This window comes from Neisseria sp. KEM232, assembly GCF_002237445.1.
Classification (GTDB): domain Bacteria; phylum Pseudomonadota; class Gammaproteobacteria; order Burkholderiales; family Neisseriaceae; genus Neisseria.
In genome coordinates this window covers 787,516-804,905 of sequence record NZ_CP022527.1, presented here as the reverse complement: position 1 = coordinate 804,905, position 17,390 = coordinate 787,516, and the positions used below count along the sequence as shown (strand labels likewise).

16 protein-coding genes and 1 pseudogene are annotated in these 17,390 nt (G+C 58.3%); 8 read left to right on the top strand and 9 right to left on the bottom strand.

Annotation, left to right across the window (positions count from 1 at the left end; translation table 11 throughout):
* Positions 1 to 107 precede the first annotated feature (107 nt).
* The 3 genes from CGZ77_RS03980 to CGZ77_RS03970 all read left to right on the top strand — a co-directional run bounded on the left by CGZ77_RS03980 (position 108) and on the right by CGZ77_RS03970 (position 6,036).
* Entirely contained in the window at positions 108 to 3,395 is a 3,288-nt protein-coding gene (locus CGZ77_RS03980; protein ID WP_094030957.1) for a TonB-dependent receptor domain-containing protein, read from the top strand.
* Between the two features lie 351 nt (positions 3,396 to 3,746).
* A complete protein-coding gene (locus CGZ77_RS03975) occupies positions 3,747 to 5,834 on the top strand; it encodes a carbon starvation CstA family protein (protein WP_009426658.1) in 2,088 nt (695 codons plus the stop codon).
* Between the two features lie 7 nt (positions 5,835 to 5,841).
* Positions 5,842 to 6,036, top strand: coding sequence for a YbdD/YjiX family protein (locus tag CGZ77_RS03970; RefSeq protein WP_036496363.1), 195 nt, complete (start codon positions 5,842 to 5,844; stop codon positions 6,034 to 6,036).
* Positions 6,037 to 6,235: 199 nt separating this feature from the next.
* Here CGZ77_RS03970 and purE read toward each other — a convergent pair whose 3' ends face one another.
* The 4 genes from purE to CGZ77_RS03950 all read right to left on the bottom strand — a co-directional run bounded on the left by purE (position 6,236) and on the right by CGZ77_RS03950 (position 8,651).
* Entirely contained in the window at positions 6,236 to 6,724 is a 489-nt protein-coding gene (gene purE, locus CGZ77_RS03965) for a 5-(carboxyamino)imidazole ribonucleotide mutase (protein WP_036496356.1), read from the bottom strand.
* 375 nt (positions 6,725 to 7,099) lie between these two features.
* Entirely contained in the window at positions 7,100 to 7,747 is a 648-nt protein-coding gene (locus CGZ77_RS03960; RefSeq protein ID WP_009426661.1) for a hypothetical protein, read from the bottom strand.
* An 18-nt stretch (positions 7,748 to 7,765) separates the two neighbouring features.
* Entirely contained in the window at positions 7,766 to 8,452 is a 687-nt protein-coding gene (locus CGZ77_RS03955) for a class I SAM-dependent methyltransferase (RefSeq protein WP_009426662.1), read from the bottom strand.
* A gap of 10 nt (positions 8,453 to 8,462) precedes the next feature.
* Positions 8,463 to 8,651, bottom strand: coding sequence for a DUF3460 family protein (locus tag CGZ77_RS03950; RefSeq protein ID WP_036496359.1), 189 nt, complete (start codon positions 8,649 to 8,651; stop codon positions 8,463 to 8,465).
* Positions 8,652 to 8,799: 148 nt separating this feature from the next.
* Here CGZ77_RS03950 and CGZ77_RS03945 point away from each other — a divergent pair, with 148 nt between their 5' ends.
* Positions 8,800 to 10,395, top strand: coding sequence for a YdgA family protein (locus tag CGZ77_RS03945; protein WP_094030956.1), 1,596 nt, complete (start codon positions 8,800 to 8,802; stop codon positions 10,393 to 10,395).
* Positions 10,396 to 10,610: 215 nt separating this feature from the next.
* Here CGZ77_RS03945 and pip read toward each other — a convergent pair whose 3' ends face one another.
* Entirely contained in the window at positions 10,611 to 11,543 is a 933-nt protein-coding gene (pip, locus tag CGZ77_RS03940) for a prolyl aminopeptidase (RefSeq protein WP_009426665.1), read from the bottom strand.
* A gap of 67 nt (positions 11,544 to 11,610) precedes the next feature.
* Here pip and CGZ77_RS03935 point away from each other — a divergent pair.
* Positions 11,611 to 11,808 (top strand): annotated as a pseudogene (locus CGZ77_RS03935) (IS1595 family transposase); the annotation flags it as partial.
* A 76-nt stretch (positions 11,809 to 11,884) separates the two neighbouring features.
* On the opposite strand, the gene CGZ77_RS03930 reads toward CGZ77_RS03935, so the two are convergent.
* Positions 11,885 to 12,442, bottom strand: coding sequence for a flavodoxin (locus tag CGZ77_RS03930; RefSeq protein ID WP_009425907.1), 558 nt, complete (start codon positions 12,440 to 12,442; stop codon positions 11,885 to 11,887).
* A 115-nt stretch (positions 12,443 to 12,557) separates the two neighbouring features.
* Positions 12,558 to 13,562 (bottom strand): alpha/beta hydrolase, encoded by a 1,005-nt coding sequence (locus tag CGZ77_RS03925; RefSeq protein WP_009425906.1) that lies wholly within the window; start codon positions 13,560 to 13,562, stop codon positions 12,558 to 12,560.
* A 243-nt stretch (positions 13,563 to 13,805) separates the two neighbouring features.
* On the opposite strand from CGZ77_RS03925, the gene CGZ77_RS03920 reads away from it, so the two are divergent.
* From CGZ77_RS03920 to CGZ77_RS03910, 3 genes are all read left to right on the top strand, one after another.
* On the top strand, positions 13,806 to 14,051 hold the full coding sequence (locus tag CGZ77_RS03920; RefSeq protein WP_036495931.1) for a type II toxin-antitoxin system Phd/YefM family antitoxin: 246 nt from the start codon (positions 13,806 to 13,808) through the stop codon (positions 14,049 to 14,051).
* A complete protein-coding gene (locus tag CGZ77_RS03915; protein ID WP_009425903.1) occupies positions 14,051 to 14,476 on the top strand; it encodes a type II toxin-antitoxin system VapC family toxin in 426 nt (141 codons plus the stop codon). Before CGZ77_RS03920 ends, CGZ77_RS03915 begins: the two co-directional genes overlap by 1 nt.
* Positions 14,477 to 14,614: 138 nt before the next feature.
* The gene (locus CGZ77_RS03910; protein ID WP_094030955.1) at positions 14,615 to 15,508 is read left to right on the top strand and encodes a LysR family transcriptional regulator; all 894 of its coding nucleotides are present in this window, start codon (positions 14,615 to 14,617) and stop codon (positions 15,506 to 15,508) included.
* A 160-nt stretch (positions 15,509 to 15,668) separates the two neighbouring features.
* Here the strand turns inward: CGZ77_RS03910 and trpD are convergent, their stop codons facing one another.
* Both trpD and CGZ77_RS03900 read right to left on the bottom strand, forming a co-directional pair.
* The gene (gene trpD / locus CGZ77_RS03905; protein ID WP_009425900.1) at positions 15,669 to 16,697 is read right to left on the bottom strand and encodes an anthranilate phosphoribosyltransferase; all 1,029 of its coding nucleotides are present in this window, start codon (positions 16,695 to 16,697) and stop codon (positions 15,669 to 15,671) included.
* Positions 16,698 to 16,854: 157 nt separating this feature from the next.
* Positions 16,855 to 17,352, bottom strand: coding sequence for a YbhB/YbcL family Raf kinase inhibitor-like protein (locus CGZ77_RS03900; protein WP_009425899.1), 498 nt, complete (start codon positions 17,350 to 17,352; stop codon positions 16,855 to 16,857).
* Positions 17,353 to 17,390 lie beyond the last annotated feature (38 nt).

The window sequence follows — 17,390 nt, the reverse complement described above, 5'->3', positions numbered from 1 at the left end:
TCCGCCGCAGCCGTCGCCAGAACGGTTTTCTTTTCTACAAATCCCCAAAAAAAACACAAACCGCTCCGCCTGTTTTTTAAAAACGCAAACAACATAAGGAGCGAAAGATGAAAACCCACCGCCGTTTAAACACCCTTGCCGCCTGCCTCGGCCTGCTGTTCTGCATGCCCGAAGTTTGGGCGGCCGACAGTGCGTCTGCCGAAAACGCATCAAACACAGCCGAGAGCAACAACCTCGACGCCGTTACCGTCCGCGCCAAACGCCTTACCCGTGATGAAAAAGGCGAAGCGCAGCAATACAGCAAAAATGTCTCCAATGCCTATCTCGGCAAAGAATATCTCGAACGCTACCAAACCGACGCCGCAGGTGATGTCCTCAAAGGCTTGAACGGCGTCTACAACATGAACACCCGCAATGCGGGCAGCGCAATTACGCCGAGCATACGCGGCATATCGGGCAAAGGCCGCATCCCCGTCACTATCGACGGCACGGAACAGACCGTAGACGTGTGGATGAACAACTACGGCATTGCCGACCGCAACTACGTCGATCCCGCCCTGTTCCGCAGCATTGCCGTGGAAAAAAGCCCGGCCATGACGCGCGGCGTCAAATCGGGCGTTGGCGGTTCGGTAGCGATTTCCACCATCGAAGCGGACGATATCGTGCCGGAAGGCGACAAATGGGGGATTCAAATCAAAGGCAGCTTTTCCGACAATACCGCCAAACCGCGCGTGGACAATCTGCAATATTTGGGTGTGGAAGACTATCGAACCATTCCAAACCGGCCAATCGCCGATGGTCCGAGCGGGCAGGTAGCGGGAACGGGGGAGATATATCAGGCTTTGGAATTTGATAATTATGTACCCCCGAGAAGCCGGAGCCACAAACTGTCCAATTTCAAGGGCGATCGTTCGGGACTGGTAGCTGCCGCCTTCAAAAGCCGTCTTTCAGACGGCCTTATTGCTTACAGCGACCGCAGCAAGGGCAATTATTTTTCCGGCAAACGCAGTGCGGGAGGCTATCTCTACAATCCCGTTTACGATTCCGACCATCCCGATTTCGGCAACACTTCCGCCACCATGATTCCCAATATGGCCAAGCTCTACCGCCCGGGCGAAGAGGTGTTCAACAGCAATGTCGAGAGCAAAACCCTGCTGCTGAAAAACAACTGGTATCTGCCGCACAACCAGAAAATCAGCCTCAGCCATATGCGCACCCGCGTCCGCTTCGGCGAAAACAACCCTTTTTATAATGCATTGGTGCTTGGATTCAGCGATGAATATAATTTTGTCGGCCAACAACCGCGCTATTATCCTATTCAAGGTCTGGATTCCCATATCCAAAGCAAAAGCTACAAACTGGGCTACGAATGGCAGCCGGAAAACAGCCGCTGGATAGACTTGCAGGCCAATGTTTGGCGTATCCGTACCGACAGCAGCCGCCACCAGAGCGGCGGCCCCGAATTGGGCGTTACCTATGGGGATACCAATTACGATAACTGGGTGCAATGTTTCATTCGCCATAAAACCCCCCAACGACTGACAGAACAGGGCATGACCTGCAATGACATACCGAAGGAAGAGCCGAAAGATCCTCCTCCCGTTCCCGGTGCATACCGCGTCAAATCCGGTGCGGAGCAGCGTACTTATGCCACTCGTTTCGGCGCCGACATCAGCAACCGTTTCCGCCTCAGCGACAAATTAAGCATGACTTTGTCGGGCAATATCCAATACGAAAAACTCGACGAAAAAACACAGATCTCCCATAACGACAAAGATTTCTTCGATATTATCGGCGCGGTCAGCACCGCTACCGCCATTGCGGGCCCGCGGGCGGGACGCCGCCACGAATGGGGAGCGGGTCTGGCCTTCGACTGGCAGCCGACCAGCCGTTTGAACATTCAGGCGGGCGTGCGCTATGAAAAATTTTGGGCGTTTGACGACGCCCTGGCCAAAGCGCGGCGCGAGAAGAAAGATCCGTTTTATTCTTCCGATATGCAGGGGGGGGGGCTTTCTACTGGTTATATCGTCGGCGCAGAAGCACCCTATTACGAGCTGATAAGCAATAAAGAAGAGGCTGACGATATACGGCGGATTTTGCGGACATGGGATGAAACCCATGATCCGTACAAGGTTCAGGAGCTGCGCGACAGATTTAGAAACAAATACGGCTACGGCTATGACGATGTAACCAATAAAAACGGAGATACACAAGAGCGTATCAAAATCACCGACCGCAACGGGCAAGATTTGATAGGCCGCTACGACGGCGCGGTTTACCGCCTGAAATACGCCCACACCCCGTTTTACAATGGCCAATACCAGGGCCCGCTATTCCGCAAGGGCCAGTTTGACGAAAGGGCGGAAAATCCGCAGGGACTGGCCGGCAACTATTGGAAATATCTAAACGGAATGGCAACCAGAGGACAATACAACTATCTGGAAAGAAAAGACGAGGTTGATTTGGCCAGACTACTGCCTAAAATTTGGAAAAAACCGCAAACCGAAGAAGAAATCTGGCCGACGCCGCAACGCCTGACCGCCCACTCCTGGTCGCCGATGCTGGCCGTCAGCTACGACCTCACCGACAACGGCCGCCTGTTTGCCCGCTTTGCCCGCGCCACCCGCTTCCCCAGCATTTACGAGGCCACCACCACCAACGTCAACCTGTTCCATCCCATGTCGCACGAGTTTAATTTGAAACCCGAGCGCAGCACCAACTGGGAAGTCGGCTATTCCTTCAACTTCGCCCCCTATGCCAAGCGGCTTAAAGCGGGCGATGTGCGCCTGACCTACTACAACAACACCATCAAAAACGCCATCGACATCAGCGAAAACAAAAACCTCCTGCAATACGACAAAAAGCAGAGCACTGGCATCGAGCTGCAAAGCCGCATCGACAGCGGCAAATGGTTTGCCGCTGTCGGCGCGAACTACCGCCTGCGCCAGCGCGTCTGCGACAAAACGACGGCGTGGAACTACGACATCTACAACAACCGCATCCCCGAATGCATAGACGGCGGCTTCGGCGCCACCCGTTTCTACCAGACCATGCAGCCGAAATACTCGCTCAACCTCGATGTCGGCACACGCCGTCTGAACAACCGTTTGGAACTGGGCATGCGCGGCATCTACCACAGCACCGTAAGCACCAAACAGCAGGACCAGCTGGCCGAACAGGGCTTGGCGCGCATCCTCGAAGCCACCGGCCGCCCCTACCACTGGCGTGCCGCACTGGTGTTCGACATGTACGGCAAATACCAAATTGGCAAAAACTTCGGCCTGAACTTCGGCATCACCAACCTCACCAACCGCTACTACCTCGACCCGATGTCCAACGTCCCCATCCCCGCCCCGGGACGGGCTGTAACCATTGGTTTTACGGGGAAATTTTAGGAACGAAGAGGCCGTCTGAAAAGCCTATTCCATGTTTTCAGACGGCCTCTGCTTGTTCTAAGTAGGGTTTCAATCCGTTTTTAACTTCGTTGGGACTTGGCTTTCAGAAACGTCATTCCCGCGGTTATGCCCCGAAGGGGTGCTGGCGGGAACGGCCTCTTCGCTGCGCCGAGTATGGCGCGGCCGTGTTAAATCCGCCGCGTGTTTTGCTGCTTTGTGTTAAGCTTTCGGGCGGGCTTGCACACTTTCATCATTATGTTTTATGCCATAGAGCGTCGGCCTTTGCTGTATTTTGCCGGTGCAAACATTCGGGCCCTGTTTAGTTAACCGTTGATTTTTAAGGATAGAACCATGAAATCGCTAAAAACCTTTCTGATTTGGGGCATCGTGGTCTTGGTCGGCTTGGCCTCGTTTACCACGCTTGCCCTCAGCAGGGGCGAGCAGGTCAGCGCGATATGGATGGTTACGGCCGCCGTGTCGGTGTACTGCATCGCCTACCGTTTTTACAGCCTCTACATCGCCAACCGTGTGATGCAGCTCGACCCCAACCGCCTCACGCCCGCCGAGCGGCACAACGACGGTTTGGACTATGTGCCGACGCACAAGGGCGTGTTGTTTGGCCACCATTTTGCCGCGATTGCGGGCGCAGGCCCGCTGGTCGGCCCCGTTTTGGCCGCGCAGATGGGCTACCTGCCCGGCACGCTGTGGATTATCTTCGGCGTGGTGTTTGCCGGTGCAGTGCAGGACATGATGGTGCTGTTTGTGTCGATGCGCCGCGACGGTAAGTCGCTGGGCGACATTGTGAAACAGGAATTGGGCACTGTGCCCGGCGTGATTGCCTCCATCGGTATTCTGATGATTATGGTGATCATCATGGCCGTGCTCGCGCTGATTGTGGTGAAAGCGCTGGTACACAGCCCGTGGGGTACATTTACCATTGCCGCGACCATGCCGATTGCGCTGTTTATGGGCATTTACACCCGCTACATCCGCCCGGGCAAAATCGGCGAGATTTCCATCGTCGGCTTTATTTTGCTGATGCTGGCGGTAATCTACGGCGAAGACGTGGCGCACAGCTCCTTCGGCCATATTTTCGATCTCGACGGTATCCAGCTCACTTGGGCGATTATGATTTACGGCTTTGTCGCCTCGGTATTGCCCGTATGGCTGCTGCTCACCCCGCGCGATTATCTGTCCACTTTCCTGAAAATCGGCACGATTGCCGCGCTGGCGATCGGCATTGTGATTGTGAACCCCGCGCTACAAATGCCTGCGGTAACGCACTTTATCGACGGCTCCGGCCCCGTGTTCTCCGGCCATCTGTTCCCGTTCTTGTTCATCACCATCGCCTGCGGCGCGGTTTCCGGTTTCCACGCGCTGATTTCTTCGGGCACAACGCCGAAAATGTTGGAAAACGAAACCCATGTGCGCATGATCGGTTACGGCGGCATGCTGATGGAGAGCTTTGTGGCGATTATGGCTTTGGCCGCCGCCGCCTCGCTTGACCCGGGCGTGTATTTCGCTATGAACAGCCCCGCCGCGCTCATCGGCACCGATGCCGCCAATGCCGCGCAGGTGATTACCAACCAGCTCCACTTCCCCGTGGATGCCGCCACCCTGCTGCACACCGCCAAAGAAGTCGGAGAAAACACCATCCTCTCCCGCGCGGGCGGTGCGCCGACCCTCGCCGTGGGCATGGCGCACATCATGAGCCGCCTGATTCCGGGCGAAGCCATGATGGCGTTCTGGTACCACTTCGCCCTCTTGTTTGAAGCCCTGTTCATTCTTACCGCCGTCGATGCCGGCACGCGCGTCGCCCGCTTTATGATTCAAGACTTGGGCAGCATTTTCTTCAAACCCTTCGGCAACACCGACTCCATCCCCGCCAACCTTGTCGCCACCTTTATCGCCGTTGCACTGTGGGGCTACTTCCTCTACACCGGCGTAACCGACCCGCTGGGCGGCATCAACTCGCTGTGGCCGCTGTTCGGCATCGCCAACCAGATGCTCGCGGGCGTCGCGCTGATTATGTGTACTGTCGTCCTCATCAAAATGAAGCGCGACCGCTATGTGTGGGTAACGCTTGTGCCCGCGTTCGGCGTATTGTTCGTAACCTGCTGGGCAGGCCTGCAGAAACTGTTTGACGCAAGCCCGCGCGTGAGCTTCCTTGCCCACGCCGCCAAGTATCAGGCCGCATTGGACAAAGGCGAAGTGCTCGCTCCCGCCAAAGACCTCGGCGAAATGTCGCAGGTGATTCTGAACGACTACGTGAACTCCGGCCTCACCGCCCTGTTCCTCGGCGTGGTCGTCGTCGTCGCCCTCTACGGCCTGCGCACCGCCCTCAAAGCCCGCAAAGTCGGCTGGCCGACTGCCAAAGAAATTCCGGCGGTGTACCGCGACGGCACCCAGCCTGCGGAGGCGCAGAGTGAAGCATCATAAAGCCGCGATAAAACGCAAACTCGCCGCGTTTTGGAAAACCGCCAAGCTCACGGCCAACCTGATGGCGGGCGTGCCGGATTATGAAAACTACGTGGCACAACAGCGCAGACACAATCCCAACGCCCCCGTGATGAGCGAACAGCAGTTCCAAGACTACTGCCGCAAACGCCGCTGCGGCGCAAACGGCGGACGGTGCTGCTAGATACGGCTTGGCTTGATGAAACAAAAGGCCGTCTGAAAACCTGCAATCCGGTTTTCAGACGGCCTTTTCAGCGGCAGCATGTGGGCGCACGCATCCAGTCGGGTGCAAAGAAAGAGGCCGTCTGAAAAGCATTCAGACGGCCTCTTGTTGCGACAGGCCGATGCGTTTTGGTTTCCTTAAAGCCGCGCTTTCAGACGGTCTAACCGGCCTCAGGCAGCTCCATCGCCAGCACGGTCTGCTTTTGCGTTTCGCGGAACTGCGCGAGTTTTTCCGCCAGTGCGGGATCGTGGTTGGCGAGCAGGGAAACGGCAAACAGCGCCGCGTTGGCCGCCCCCGCTTCGCCGATGGCAAAGGTGGCGACGGGGATGCCCTTGGGCATCTGCACGATGGAGAGCAGCGAGTCTTCGCCGCGCAGGTATTTGCTCGGTACGGGCACGCCGAGCACGGGCACGGTGGTTTTCGCGGCCACCATACCGGGGAGGTGCGCCGCGCCGCCTGCGCCTGCGATGATGGCTTGGATGCCGCGTTCGCGGGCGGTTTGGGCGTATTCGAACATCAGGTCGGGGGTGCGGTGGGCGGAAACGACGCGGGTTTCGCAGGCGATGCCGAACTCTTGCAGCACGCGGGCGGCGTGTTCCATAACGGGCCAGTCGCTGTTGCTGCCCATGATGATGCCGATTTTGGCCATGTTTTTGCCTTTCTGTTGGGGTTGGGAAACGGTTTGCAGACGGAGGTTTTCGCGTCGTTGAGGTTTCTGAAAAGGGAATGTGCTGCGCCTGTGTTCTGACGGATTGTCCTGCCTGTGCTGTGTCCGTATATCGGAAACCGCGTGCGTCGCGGCAAAATGAGTTTTCAGACGGCCTCCAAGCATCGGCGCCGGGTATGTGCTGCGGGCATTCGGTGGTTTGCGGATGGCAAAGCCTGACGCAGGCTGACGGGACATCGGCGGCTACGTGTGTTTGCGCGATACCGTTGCGTAGCGGTGGGATACGTTTTCAGACGGCCTTTGGTAAGCGGATTGAAGAAGGGTTCTTGGTTAGGAGGTTTCCGAAAAAAGGTGTTTTCAGTATTTGTCGGCGTGCTGCGCGGCTTTTTTGGCGGCGGCGCTGGCGGGGTAGAGGCGCATCAGTTTGCGCCAGGTGTCGCGGGCGACGTCGCGCTGCTGGATGTTCCACTGGCACTGGCCGACGGCAAACAGGGTGTCGGCGGCTTCGGGGCTGTTGCGGAAACGCGAGACGTAGCGGTTGCCGATGTTGATAACCGACTGGCAGTTGCCGAGTTTTTGGTGGCTTTGCAGCAGCAGGTGCATGCCCTGGCGGTCGGCGGGGCTGCCGCTGCCGCCGCTTTCGGACGCTTGCAGCAGGCGGGCGGCGGCGGCGTAGTTGCCGCTGCGGTATTGTTTGCGGGCGGCGGCAAGCGGGTCGGGCGCAGGAAGTGCGGCGGCAGGCGGCGCGGCTTCGGCGGTGCGGACGGGCGCGACACGGCGGCTGGGGTGTTCGAGCCGTTTGATGCGCGTTTGCAGGGCTTCGATTTGGCCGTTGAGGCGGGCGATTTCCGTGCCGAGGCTGTCGATCTGGCTTTGCAGGTCGGGCACAGGGTAGGGGACGGCGGTTTCTGCGGATGCGGTTTCGGCAGCGGGCGTATTGCCATTTTGGGGCGCGGTGGCGCAGGCGGTAAGCAGGAGGATGGCGGCAGGGAAGGGGAGTTTCATATGTCGTGCGGCGTTTTTTCAGACGGCCTCGGGGTGCGGGCGTTTGCGCAGCAGGGTGAGGCCGTCGCCCAGGGGCAGGGTGAGGGGTTCGATGCGGGTATCGTGCGGCAGGGCGGCGTTGAAGGCGCGGATAACGGGAAGGGCGGGCGGGTCGTCTTCCCGCGCCTGTTCGATAACGCGGCCGCCGAGCAGGAGGTTGTCGATGGCGATGATGCCGCCGGGACGCACGAGGCGCAGGCAGCGTTCGTAGTAATGCGGGGTGGGGGCTTTGTCGGCGTCGATAAAGGCAATATCGTAGCTGTCGGCGCGTCCGGCGGCGAGGAGTTCGTCGAGGGTGAAGATGGCCGGTTGCAGGTGCAGGCTGATTTTGTGCGCCACGCCCGCGTCCTGCCAGGCTTGGCGGGCGTATTCGGTGTAGGCGGCGTTGATGTCGCAGGCGGTGACGCGGCCGTGTTCGGGCAGGGCGAGGGCGACGGCGGTGCTGCTGTAACCGGTGAAAACGCCGATTTCCAAATAGTTTTCCGCGCCTGTGAGTCGTGCGAGCCAAGCCAAAACGGCCGCCTGCTCGGGGGCGACAGCCATTTTGCCCATGCGGTGTTGCGCGGTGCGTTCGCGCAGACGGGTGAGGGCGGGGTGTTCGGCGGGGTTGATGCCGCGCAGATAGGCGAGAAGCCCGGGCGTGGCGGCGGTGGCGCGGATGCTCATGCGGCGGAGGTTAGTCGTAGGAATAGTAGGTGTAGGGTTTTTTCGCCACTTTGGCGGCGGCAAATTCCTTTTCTTCTTCGGGATTGAGTTCGACATCCCACAAGAGGCCGCGGTTTTTCAGACGGCGTTCGGCTTCTTCGGGGTGTTTTTCTATGTATTCGTTGAGGAATTTGGTGGCGTCGGATTGGTAGTCGTACATGGTTCTGCTCCTGTTTGCAAGGCCGCCATTATAGCGGATACGGGCGGCGGAAAAAGGCTTTTTTCGCGCCGCAAAAGGCCGTCTGAAAAGACAAAGCGGGCAAATGGTGCTATGCTTGCCGCCTTTGAATTTCAGGCATTGCGTCACGATGAAGAAAAAACTGGTTGCGGGTTTGGCGGGTCTCGCCGCTGCGGCCGCCGCAGTGGTCGGCGGGCTGCCCTATTATTTCGGCAAACAGGCCGAAACGGTGCTGGACGGGCAATACCGCCTGCTGCAGGAAAGCAGTTTCGTCACGGTCGAATCGCGCACTTACGATCGCGGCTGGTTTTCCTCCACCGAAACGCTGCAGGTGCGCCTCAAACCGACGTTGCTCAACAATGCCGCTGCCTATCTGCCCGACAACCTGAAAACCGTGCTTTCCGAACCGGTTACCGTCGTCAACCATATCCGACACGCCCCATTTGCCGGCGGTTTGGCCGCTGCGAAAGTGGAGAGCGAATTTCGCTACCGCGCCGAATCGGAAAAAGTGCTGAAACGCTTTTTCGGCGACAAAACCCCCGTTTCCCTAACCAACACCATCGGTTTTGGCGGCTCAGGCCGTCTGAACCTCAGCATCCCCGCTTTCGATTACGACGAACTCTCCGGCATCGCCCTCAACTGGAAAGGCCTCGAAGGGCAGACCGACTACACCGCAGGCTGGCAAAACTACAAAAGCGGCTACACCGCCCCCGGCCTGCACGTCAAACTGGCCGACAAAGGCGACATCGTGCTGGAAAACCTGCACATCGGCAGCGACACCTACGACAGCCCGAGCAAACTCGCCGTCGGCAGCAGCAGCTTCAAACTCGACCGCCTAGCCTTGCAATGGCAGGAAGGCTTGGACTACAACATCAAGCTCAACGAGCTGGTCAATCTCGTCACCGATTTGCAGATCGGTGCTTTCATCAACCCCACCGGCACCGTCCCCCCGTCCAAAATTACCGTAGAAAACCTGCGCTTCGACACCACCATGAACGAAGAGGGCGGCTGGGCAAGCAGCGAAGGCCGCTTCCGCTTCGACAAACTCGCCTACGGCAACGACACCTACGGCCCGCTCGACATCAACGTTGCCGCCGAACATCTCGAAGCCGCCTCGCTGCTGGCCGTCAAACGCAAGCTGGCCGAAATCGCCTCGAAAAACATGAGCGAAGACGACATCCGCGCCGCCCTGCTGCACACCGCCCGCAACGAAGCCTCCGGCCTCTTCACAGGAAACCCCGTCATCAAAGTCCGCACCTTCGACTTCTCCCTGCCGCAGGGCAAAATCCACGCCGACGGCCAAATCGCCTTCAACGGCCTCACGCGCGGCGATTTGGACGACTTTGCCGCCATGCTGAAAAAAACGCAGGCCGAATTCCGTTTCAACGTGCCCGAGCCGCTTTTGGAAAACATGGCCGTCAGCCAGGCGCGCAGCCTGTTTACCGTCAATCCCGAAGACGAAGCGGAAGGCACAGCAGCCGTCGACGACATCGACGAAACCCTGCGCCTGATGGTGCAGAGCACCGTGCGCAACATGGCCGGACAAGGCTTCCTCACCCTCGACGACGACGGCAACATCGCCACCCGCATCGAAATCGCCCAAGGCCGCATGAAGCTCAATGGCAAAGTGTTTGAAGTCGAACCCGAATTCGACGACCTGGCCGACGGAGACGATGCCGAAACGCAAACCGGATCCGAGCCCGAACCGGCCGGATCCGGCGGATAAAACACCCGGTATCAGAAAAGCAGGCTGCGCAGCCTGCTTTTCTGTTGCCTCAATCGGATAAAAAGGCCGTCTGAAAACGCTGTCCGTGCGTTTCAGACGGCCTTTTCGCATTCAGACGGCCTCAAATCCGAGGCCGTCTGAATACGAAGCTCCAAACGAAGTTAAAGTCCGCATTCAGACGGCCTTCTGCCTGTCGCCCGCAACGCTTGCTCGGTTCAGGCCAAGCGTTTGGCGAATTCGTCGGTTGCCTCCACCAGTGCGGCGGAAAGGGCGGGTTCGGATGCGGCGTGACCGCCCTGGATAATGCGCAAATCGGCTTCGGGCAGTGCCTGTTTCAAGTCCCACGCGCTGCGGGTGGGGGTGCACAAATCGTAGCGTCCCTGCACGATAACGGTGGGGATGTGGCGGATTTTGTGTGCGTTTTCCAGCAGGCCGCGCCCGTCGCCGAACCAGCCGAGGTGGACGAAATAATGGTTTTCCAAGCGGGCGATGGCCAGCGATTTTTCCGCGTCTTCGTCGCTCTCCTGCGGCTCGAAGCAGACGAGGTAGTTTTCCCAGTCGGCCCAGGCTTTGGCGGCGGCCAGGGCGGTGGCGCGGTCGGGCGAGTTGAGCAGGGCGTGGTAGCTCTGCACCAGTTCGCCGTGTTTTTCCGGCGGCACTTGCGCGAGGTAGCGCTGCCATTGCGCGGGATAAACCATGCTGACGCCGCCTGCTTCGTTGAGCCAGTCGATTTCGAGCTGGCGGCAGAGGAAAATGCCGCGCAGTATCAGGCCGCGCACGCGTTCGGGATGGGTTTCGGCGTAGGCCAGCGACAGGGTGCTGCCCCACGAGCCGCCGAACACCAGCCAGCTTTCGATGCCGAGCATTTCGCGCACTTTTTCGATGTCGGCCACCAAATCCCAAGTGGTGTTTTCACGCGTTTCGGCATAGGGCAGCGAGCGGCCGCAGCCGCGCTGGTCGATGATGATAACGCGGTATTTTTCGGGGTTGAAAAAGCCGCGCGACTGCGGCGACGCGCCCGCGCCGGGGCCGCCGTGCAGGAAGATAACGGGGATGCCGTCTGGATTGCCGCTTTCTTCCCAGTAGATTTGGTGCAGTTCGGACACTTGCAGCAGACCGCTGTGGCGGGGTTCTTGAATCGGATACATAGTCGGTTTTCCTTTGTCTTGTGGTTGTCGGGCAGGCGTTGAGGCCGTCTGAAACGTTTCAGACGGCAGCAAGCTGTTTGCCGACAGACAAAACCATATCAACGGCATTGAAAATTTCTGGAATCAGGCAAAGCGCGTACTGCGCAAATACAATGGAATCGACCGTAAATCTTTCCCGCTTTTCTTGAAAGAATGCGAGTTCCGTTTTAACTTTGGCACACCCTCCGAGCAGCTTAAAGTGCTGCGCCGGTGGTGTGGAATTTAGGGCTTATCTAGTACAGCCCCTTTTATTTTCCTTATGTTGTTTAGGTAAATTGAAGACTGAGGCAGCCTGAAAACGTTTATTTGAGCTTTTGCAGCCAGCGGCGGATTTGGCTGCGTGTCTGCTGCGCTTTTTCGCCCTGCATCACAAACAAAATCCCGTCACGCTCTTTGCCGCCTTCGGTGGCATAGCCTTCAGCGACGCGGCAGTTGCGGCACAAACGGCGCAGTTCGTCAAAGCTGCTGCCGATGCCGTAACCCGCATTGGTGTTGAAGGGGATGACGGTTTTGCCGCCAAAATCGTGGGCGGCGAGCAGGCTTTTCACAGGTGGCGGCAGGCGCATACCCCAAGTGGGGAAGCCGATAAAAATGCGGTCGTACTGCGCAGGGCTGATACGGGTTTTCAGCGGCGGCAGGTAGCCGCGTTCGTTTTCGCGCTGTACTTGTTCAACGGTGGCGCGGTAATCGGCGGGATATGGGGTTTGCAGTTCGATGGCAACCAAATCGCCGCCCGTTTCCGATTGAATGATTTTGGCGACGGCTTCGGTGTTGTGGCTGCGGCTTAGATAAACAATCAAATCTTTTCCCTGTGCGGGCACGGCGGCGAATAGGGAAAGGACAAGCAGGATGGATTTCATAATGGGCTTTCGTGCGGGTGTTTCAGACGGCTTTTCAGGCAGCCTGAAAACAATGGCGGGGCAGACAAAGGCCGTCTGAAAGCGTTTCAGACGGCCTTTTTGCGTTTCAGGCTGCCTATTTCAGGTTTTTGCCAAAGAAATCGGTCAGCTTGTCGGCAATCTGCTTCACATATTCGGGCTTCCAATAGGTCTCGATATGCGTTGCGCCTTTGATTTTAAACAGCTCTTTGTTTTGCGTGCCCGTGGCGTTTTTGAACACTTCTTCGGTCATATACAGGCTGTCTGCCTTGTCTCCCGCAATCATCAAGAGCGGTTGGTTGATTAAGTCCACGTTGGTGTTTACGTCAAATTCCATCAAGTCCGCCAAGCTCGCCACGGTGCTGTTGGTTTGCGAGTTGGGGTGGAAGTGGCTTTGGGCGTAGTAGTCGTAGCCTTGGCGGTACAAATCCACTTTGATGGCGGCGACTTGCTCGGGGGCCATGCCTAAGCCAAAGGCTGGGGTGTAGGCAACTTCGCCGGTGGCGGCTTCTTTGGCACGGGCTTCGGCTGCGGCGGCAAGTCGCTCATGCACCGTGTCTTTTTGTGAGCGCATAAAGCCGTTGCGGCGTGCATCGCCCGTGTTGAACATACTGACGGTGGCGACGGATTTGAAGCGTTTGTCGGTTTGCGCGGCTTTGATGGAGTAGCCGCCACCGCCGCAAATGCCGAGCAGGCCGAGGTCGTCTGCGTCTGCGCCCTTGTATTGGCTGATGAAATCGGCGGCGGCACGGATGTCTTCAATGCGGTTTTGCGGTTTGTCGGTGTAGCGTGGTGCGCCGCCGCTTGCGCCTTGGTACGCCGCGTCAAAGGCGATGGTGATGTAGCCCTGTTCAGCGAGTTTTTGCGCGTACAAGCCCGCCACTTGCTCTTTCACGCCGCCGTTCGGGTGGGCGACGACGATGGTCGGGTATTTTTTGCTCGGGTCAAAGTTCGCCGGCGTGTACACATTGGCGGCAACTTCAATGCCGGTCTGTTTTTGCACGTATTTGACGGGATGGATTTGCACTTTGCCCGCTTCGTTTTTTGTGATGGCGTGGTCGTAAGTCAGCGTGAAGGGATTGCTGCGGTAGTCTGCGGCCATGGCGTTTGCTCCGAATAAAAGTGTGCTGATAACAGCGGTGGATAAAAGGGTTTTCACGGATTTCACTGGGTTTGCCCTGCGTATTGAATGGGAATGGGCGGATGATACGGGGTTTGTTGTTTGAGAAAAACGGGGGATTTCTGGTAACGGTTGTGAGAAAAATTCATCAAAGGCAGCCTGAAAACGCTTTTCCCAAACCGTGCTACAATGCTTGCACGTTGCTACAACCATCAGGAGACCATCATGCAAACCATCAGCAGCCGCGAATTTAACCAAAACGTTGCCAAAGCCAAAAACATGAGCGACACCGCGCCCGTGTGCATTACCGACCGTGGCGAACCGGCTTATGTGTTGATGAATTATGCGGCGTATCAGTCGCTGCAAGCGGGCAAGCCGAGTTTGGCGGAATCATTGAGCGACCCCGAATCCGACTGGATTGAAGTGGAGTTCCCCCGCTGCCCCATCGTTCAGCGCGAGGTGGATTTCTGATGTATCTGCTGGATACCAATGTATTATCGGAAATCCGCAAAATCAGCCAAGGCAAAGTGCATCCCGCCGTAGCCGCTTGGGCAGAGCGCGTGGATTTTGACCGCTGCTACCTCAGCGTCATCACCCTGCTGGAAATCGAGCAGGGTATTTTGCGCGTACGTCATCGCGGCGACGAAGCGCAGTTTGCGCGTTTGGAAAACTGGCTGGAAGGCACGGTACTGCCCACTTTCGACACGCGCATCCTGCCCGTTGACCGCCACACCGCCCGCGTCTGCGCCCGCCTGCACATCCCCGACCGCCGCCCCTACAACGACGCCCTCATCGCCGCCTGCGCCATCCGCCACGACCTCACGCTGGTTACGCGCAACAGCCGCGATTTTCAGGATTTGCAAGTACCGCTGCTCAACCCGTTTGGCGAAATCTGATGCGTTTGTCTACTGATGCCAAAGGCCGTCTGAAAAGCTCAAACCGGTTTTCAGACGGCCTTATGTTTGCATTTGGTTTTGGAAACGCACAAGGCAGCCTGAAAACGCGGCAGCCCACCTCACCACGGAAACCCCTCCATGCCCGCCAATCTCGATTTAAACCTGCTCAAAACCCTGCACGCCCTGATTGAAGAGCAGAGCGTTACCCGCGCGGCGGCGCGTTTGTCGCTCACGCAGCCGACGGTAAGCGGCATGCTCGCGCGTTTGCGCCATCATTTTGACGACCCGCTTTTGGTGCGCACGCCTCAGAGCATGGTGCCTACCGAGCGCGCCCGCGCTTTGGCCGCACCGCTGGCGCGGATTTTGGGCGAAATCGACGCGCTGGTTCAGCCCGCCGAATTCAATCCCGCCGCGCTCGATACCGTGTTCAAAATCGGCATCACCGACAACAGCTTCACCGGCGTCGGCCTGCCCTTTCTGCAAAAAATCCGTACCCTCGCGCCCAATGTCAAAACCGCCTTTTTCAGCCTGCAACACGCGCAGATGGAAGAGCGGCTGGCGCAGGGCGCGCTCGATGCCGCCGTCGTCGCCCGCGTTGCCGCGCCCGAGAGGCTGCGCTACAAAGTGCTCTACCGAGAACACTTCGTCTGCGCCATGCGCCGCGACCACCCCGTTTTAAAGCAAACTTGGAACACCGACACCTTCTGCGCCCAAGATTTCGTGCTCGGCTCGTTTTACGGCGGCGGCTTCTCCGGCGCAGTCGATGAAGCCTTGGCGCAAACCGGCCACGCTCGCCGCGTCGCCGTATCCGTGCAGGGCTTCGCGCAGATTCCCGCCATTTTGCGCCAAAGCGATTTGTTCGCCGTCGTCCCCTCGCGCCTAGTGCGGCACGAAACCGATCTTGCCGTGCGCGATCTGCCTTTTGCCGTCGGCAGCTACGACAAACTTCTCGTCTGGCACGAACGCAGCCATGCCGACCCCGCACAGCAGTGGCTGCGCGATCGCTTGGGGGAAACGGAAGAGGCCGTCTGAAAGGGTGGGGCGGGCAGACAAAAAGGCCGTCTGAAACCTGATTTCGGGTTTTCAGACGGCCTTTTTGCTTTTTTAATATGGATGTCGGCAAAACAAAAGGATGGAAAGCCCAAAGGCCGTCTGAAAATCTTCAGACGGCCTTTTTCTACCGGCAAACCCGTCAGGCAAACTGCTGACCGAAAGCCAGAAACTCCTGCCGTTTTGCTTCGGCCTTGCCCGAATCGATGGCGGTGCGGGCGGCTTCGATGCCTTGGGCGATGTCGGGGACGGTGTTGCCCGCGTAGAGGGTGGCGGCGGCGTTGAGCAGGACGATGTCGCGCGCTGCGCCGTGTTGTCCGCCGAGCACTTCGTTCATTTTCGCCAGCGACTGCCCGCTGTCTTCAACGCGGATTTCATCGAGGTTGCGGCGTGCGGCGATGCCGAAATCTTCGGGACGGATGTCGTATTCGCTGATGCGGCCGTCTTTCAGTTCGGCCACGCGGGTGCTACCGGTGAGGGTGATTTCGTCGAGGCCGTCGCTGCCGCAGACGACGAGGACGTGGCGCGAACCGAGCTGTTGCAAAACGCGCGACAGGATGCCGCACAGGTCGGTATGGAACACGCCCAAAAGCTGGTTGGCCGCGCCTGCGGGGTTGGTAAGCGGGCCGAGGATGTTGAAAATGCTGCGGAAACCCAGCGAGCGGCGCACGGGGGCGACGTGGCGCATGGCGGTGTGGTGGTTTTGCGCGAACATAAAGCCGATGCCGGTTTGTTCTATGCCCTGCGCGATTTGTTCGGGCGTCAGGCCGAGGTTGGCGCCCATGCTTTCGAGCACGTCGGCCGCGCCGCTGGACGAAGAAACGGAGCGGCCTCCGTGTTTGGCTACTTTCGCGCCCGCTGCGGCGGCAACGAACATGGCGGTGGTGGAGATATTGAAGGTTTTCGCGCCGTCGCCGCCCGTGCCGACCACGTCGACCAGGTTTTCCGCATCCGATACGGGCACTTTGGCGGCAAACTCGCGCATCACGGCGGCGGCGGCGGTGATTTCCGACACGGTTTCCACTTTGATGCGCAGGCCGGTCATGATGGCGGCTATCTGCTCGGGGGCGACTTGGCCGCTCATGATTTGGCGCATCAGGTCGGTCATTTCGTCGTAGAAAAGCTCGTTGTTGCTGATCAGGCGTTCGATGGCCTGTTGGGGGGTAATCATGTTTTTTCCTTTTTGAAGAGGCCGTCTGAAACGCTTTCAGACGGCCTGAAACACACAGCCGAAAGGCAGCCGATTATAGCGCAGGAGGCCGTCTGAAAACCTTTTCAGACGGCCTCTCGGAACATGGTGCGACCGCACCGCCTGTTTTCAGACGGCCTCACACATCATAAGTGCCCATCACCGAAGCACTCGCCAACACATGGCCCTGCATCGCAAAGTGCAAGTCGTTGAAACGGAAGCCCTGCGGCAGACCCAGCTTGGTATCAAGCGCATAGACAATCAGCTCGTAGCGGTGGCGGCAGTTCGGCGGCGCCATGCCGCCGTAGCTTGACGCCTCTTCGATGCTGAGCTTGCCCAGCACGCTTGCCCAACTGTTCGCGCCCTGCACAAAATCCGTGGCGGCGATGCTGTCGTTTTCCGCCAGCGAAGTGCGCGTCAAATCGGCAATCAGCCAATGAATCCACACAAAACCGCTGGCGGTAACCGCGTCTTTGTCTTCCAACACCACGGCAAACGACTGCGTACCCTCCGGCGCACCGCTGATTTCAAAGGGAATCGAATAAGTCGGCATCCCGTTCGGACTAAACTGCCCGCCCCGCTTGCCGTATTTATCTTCAAACTCCCCATTAACAATGGCCGCACTCGTTACTCTCATGGTTTTCTCCTGTCCGGTTACAAACGAAACAATCCTAT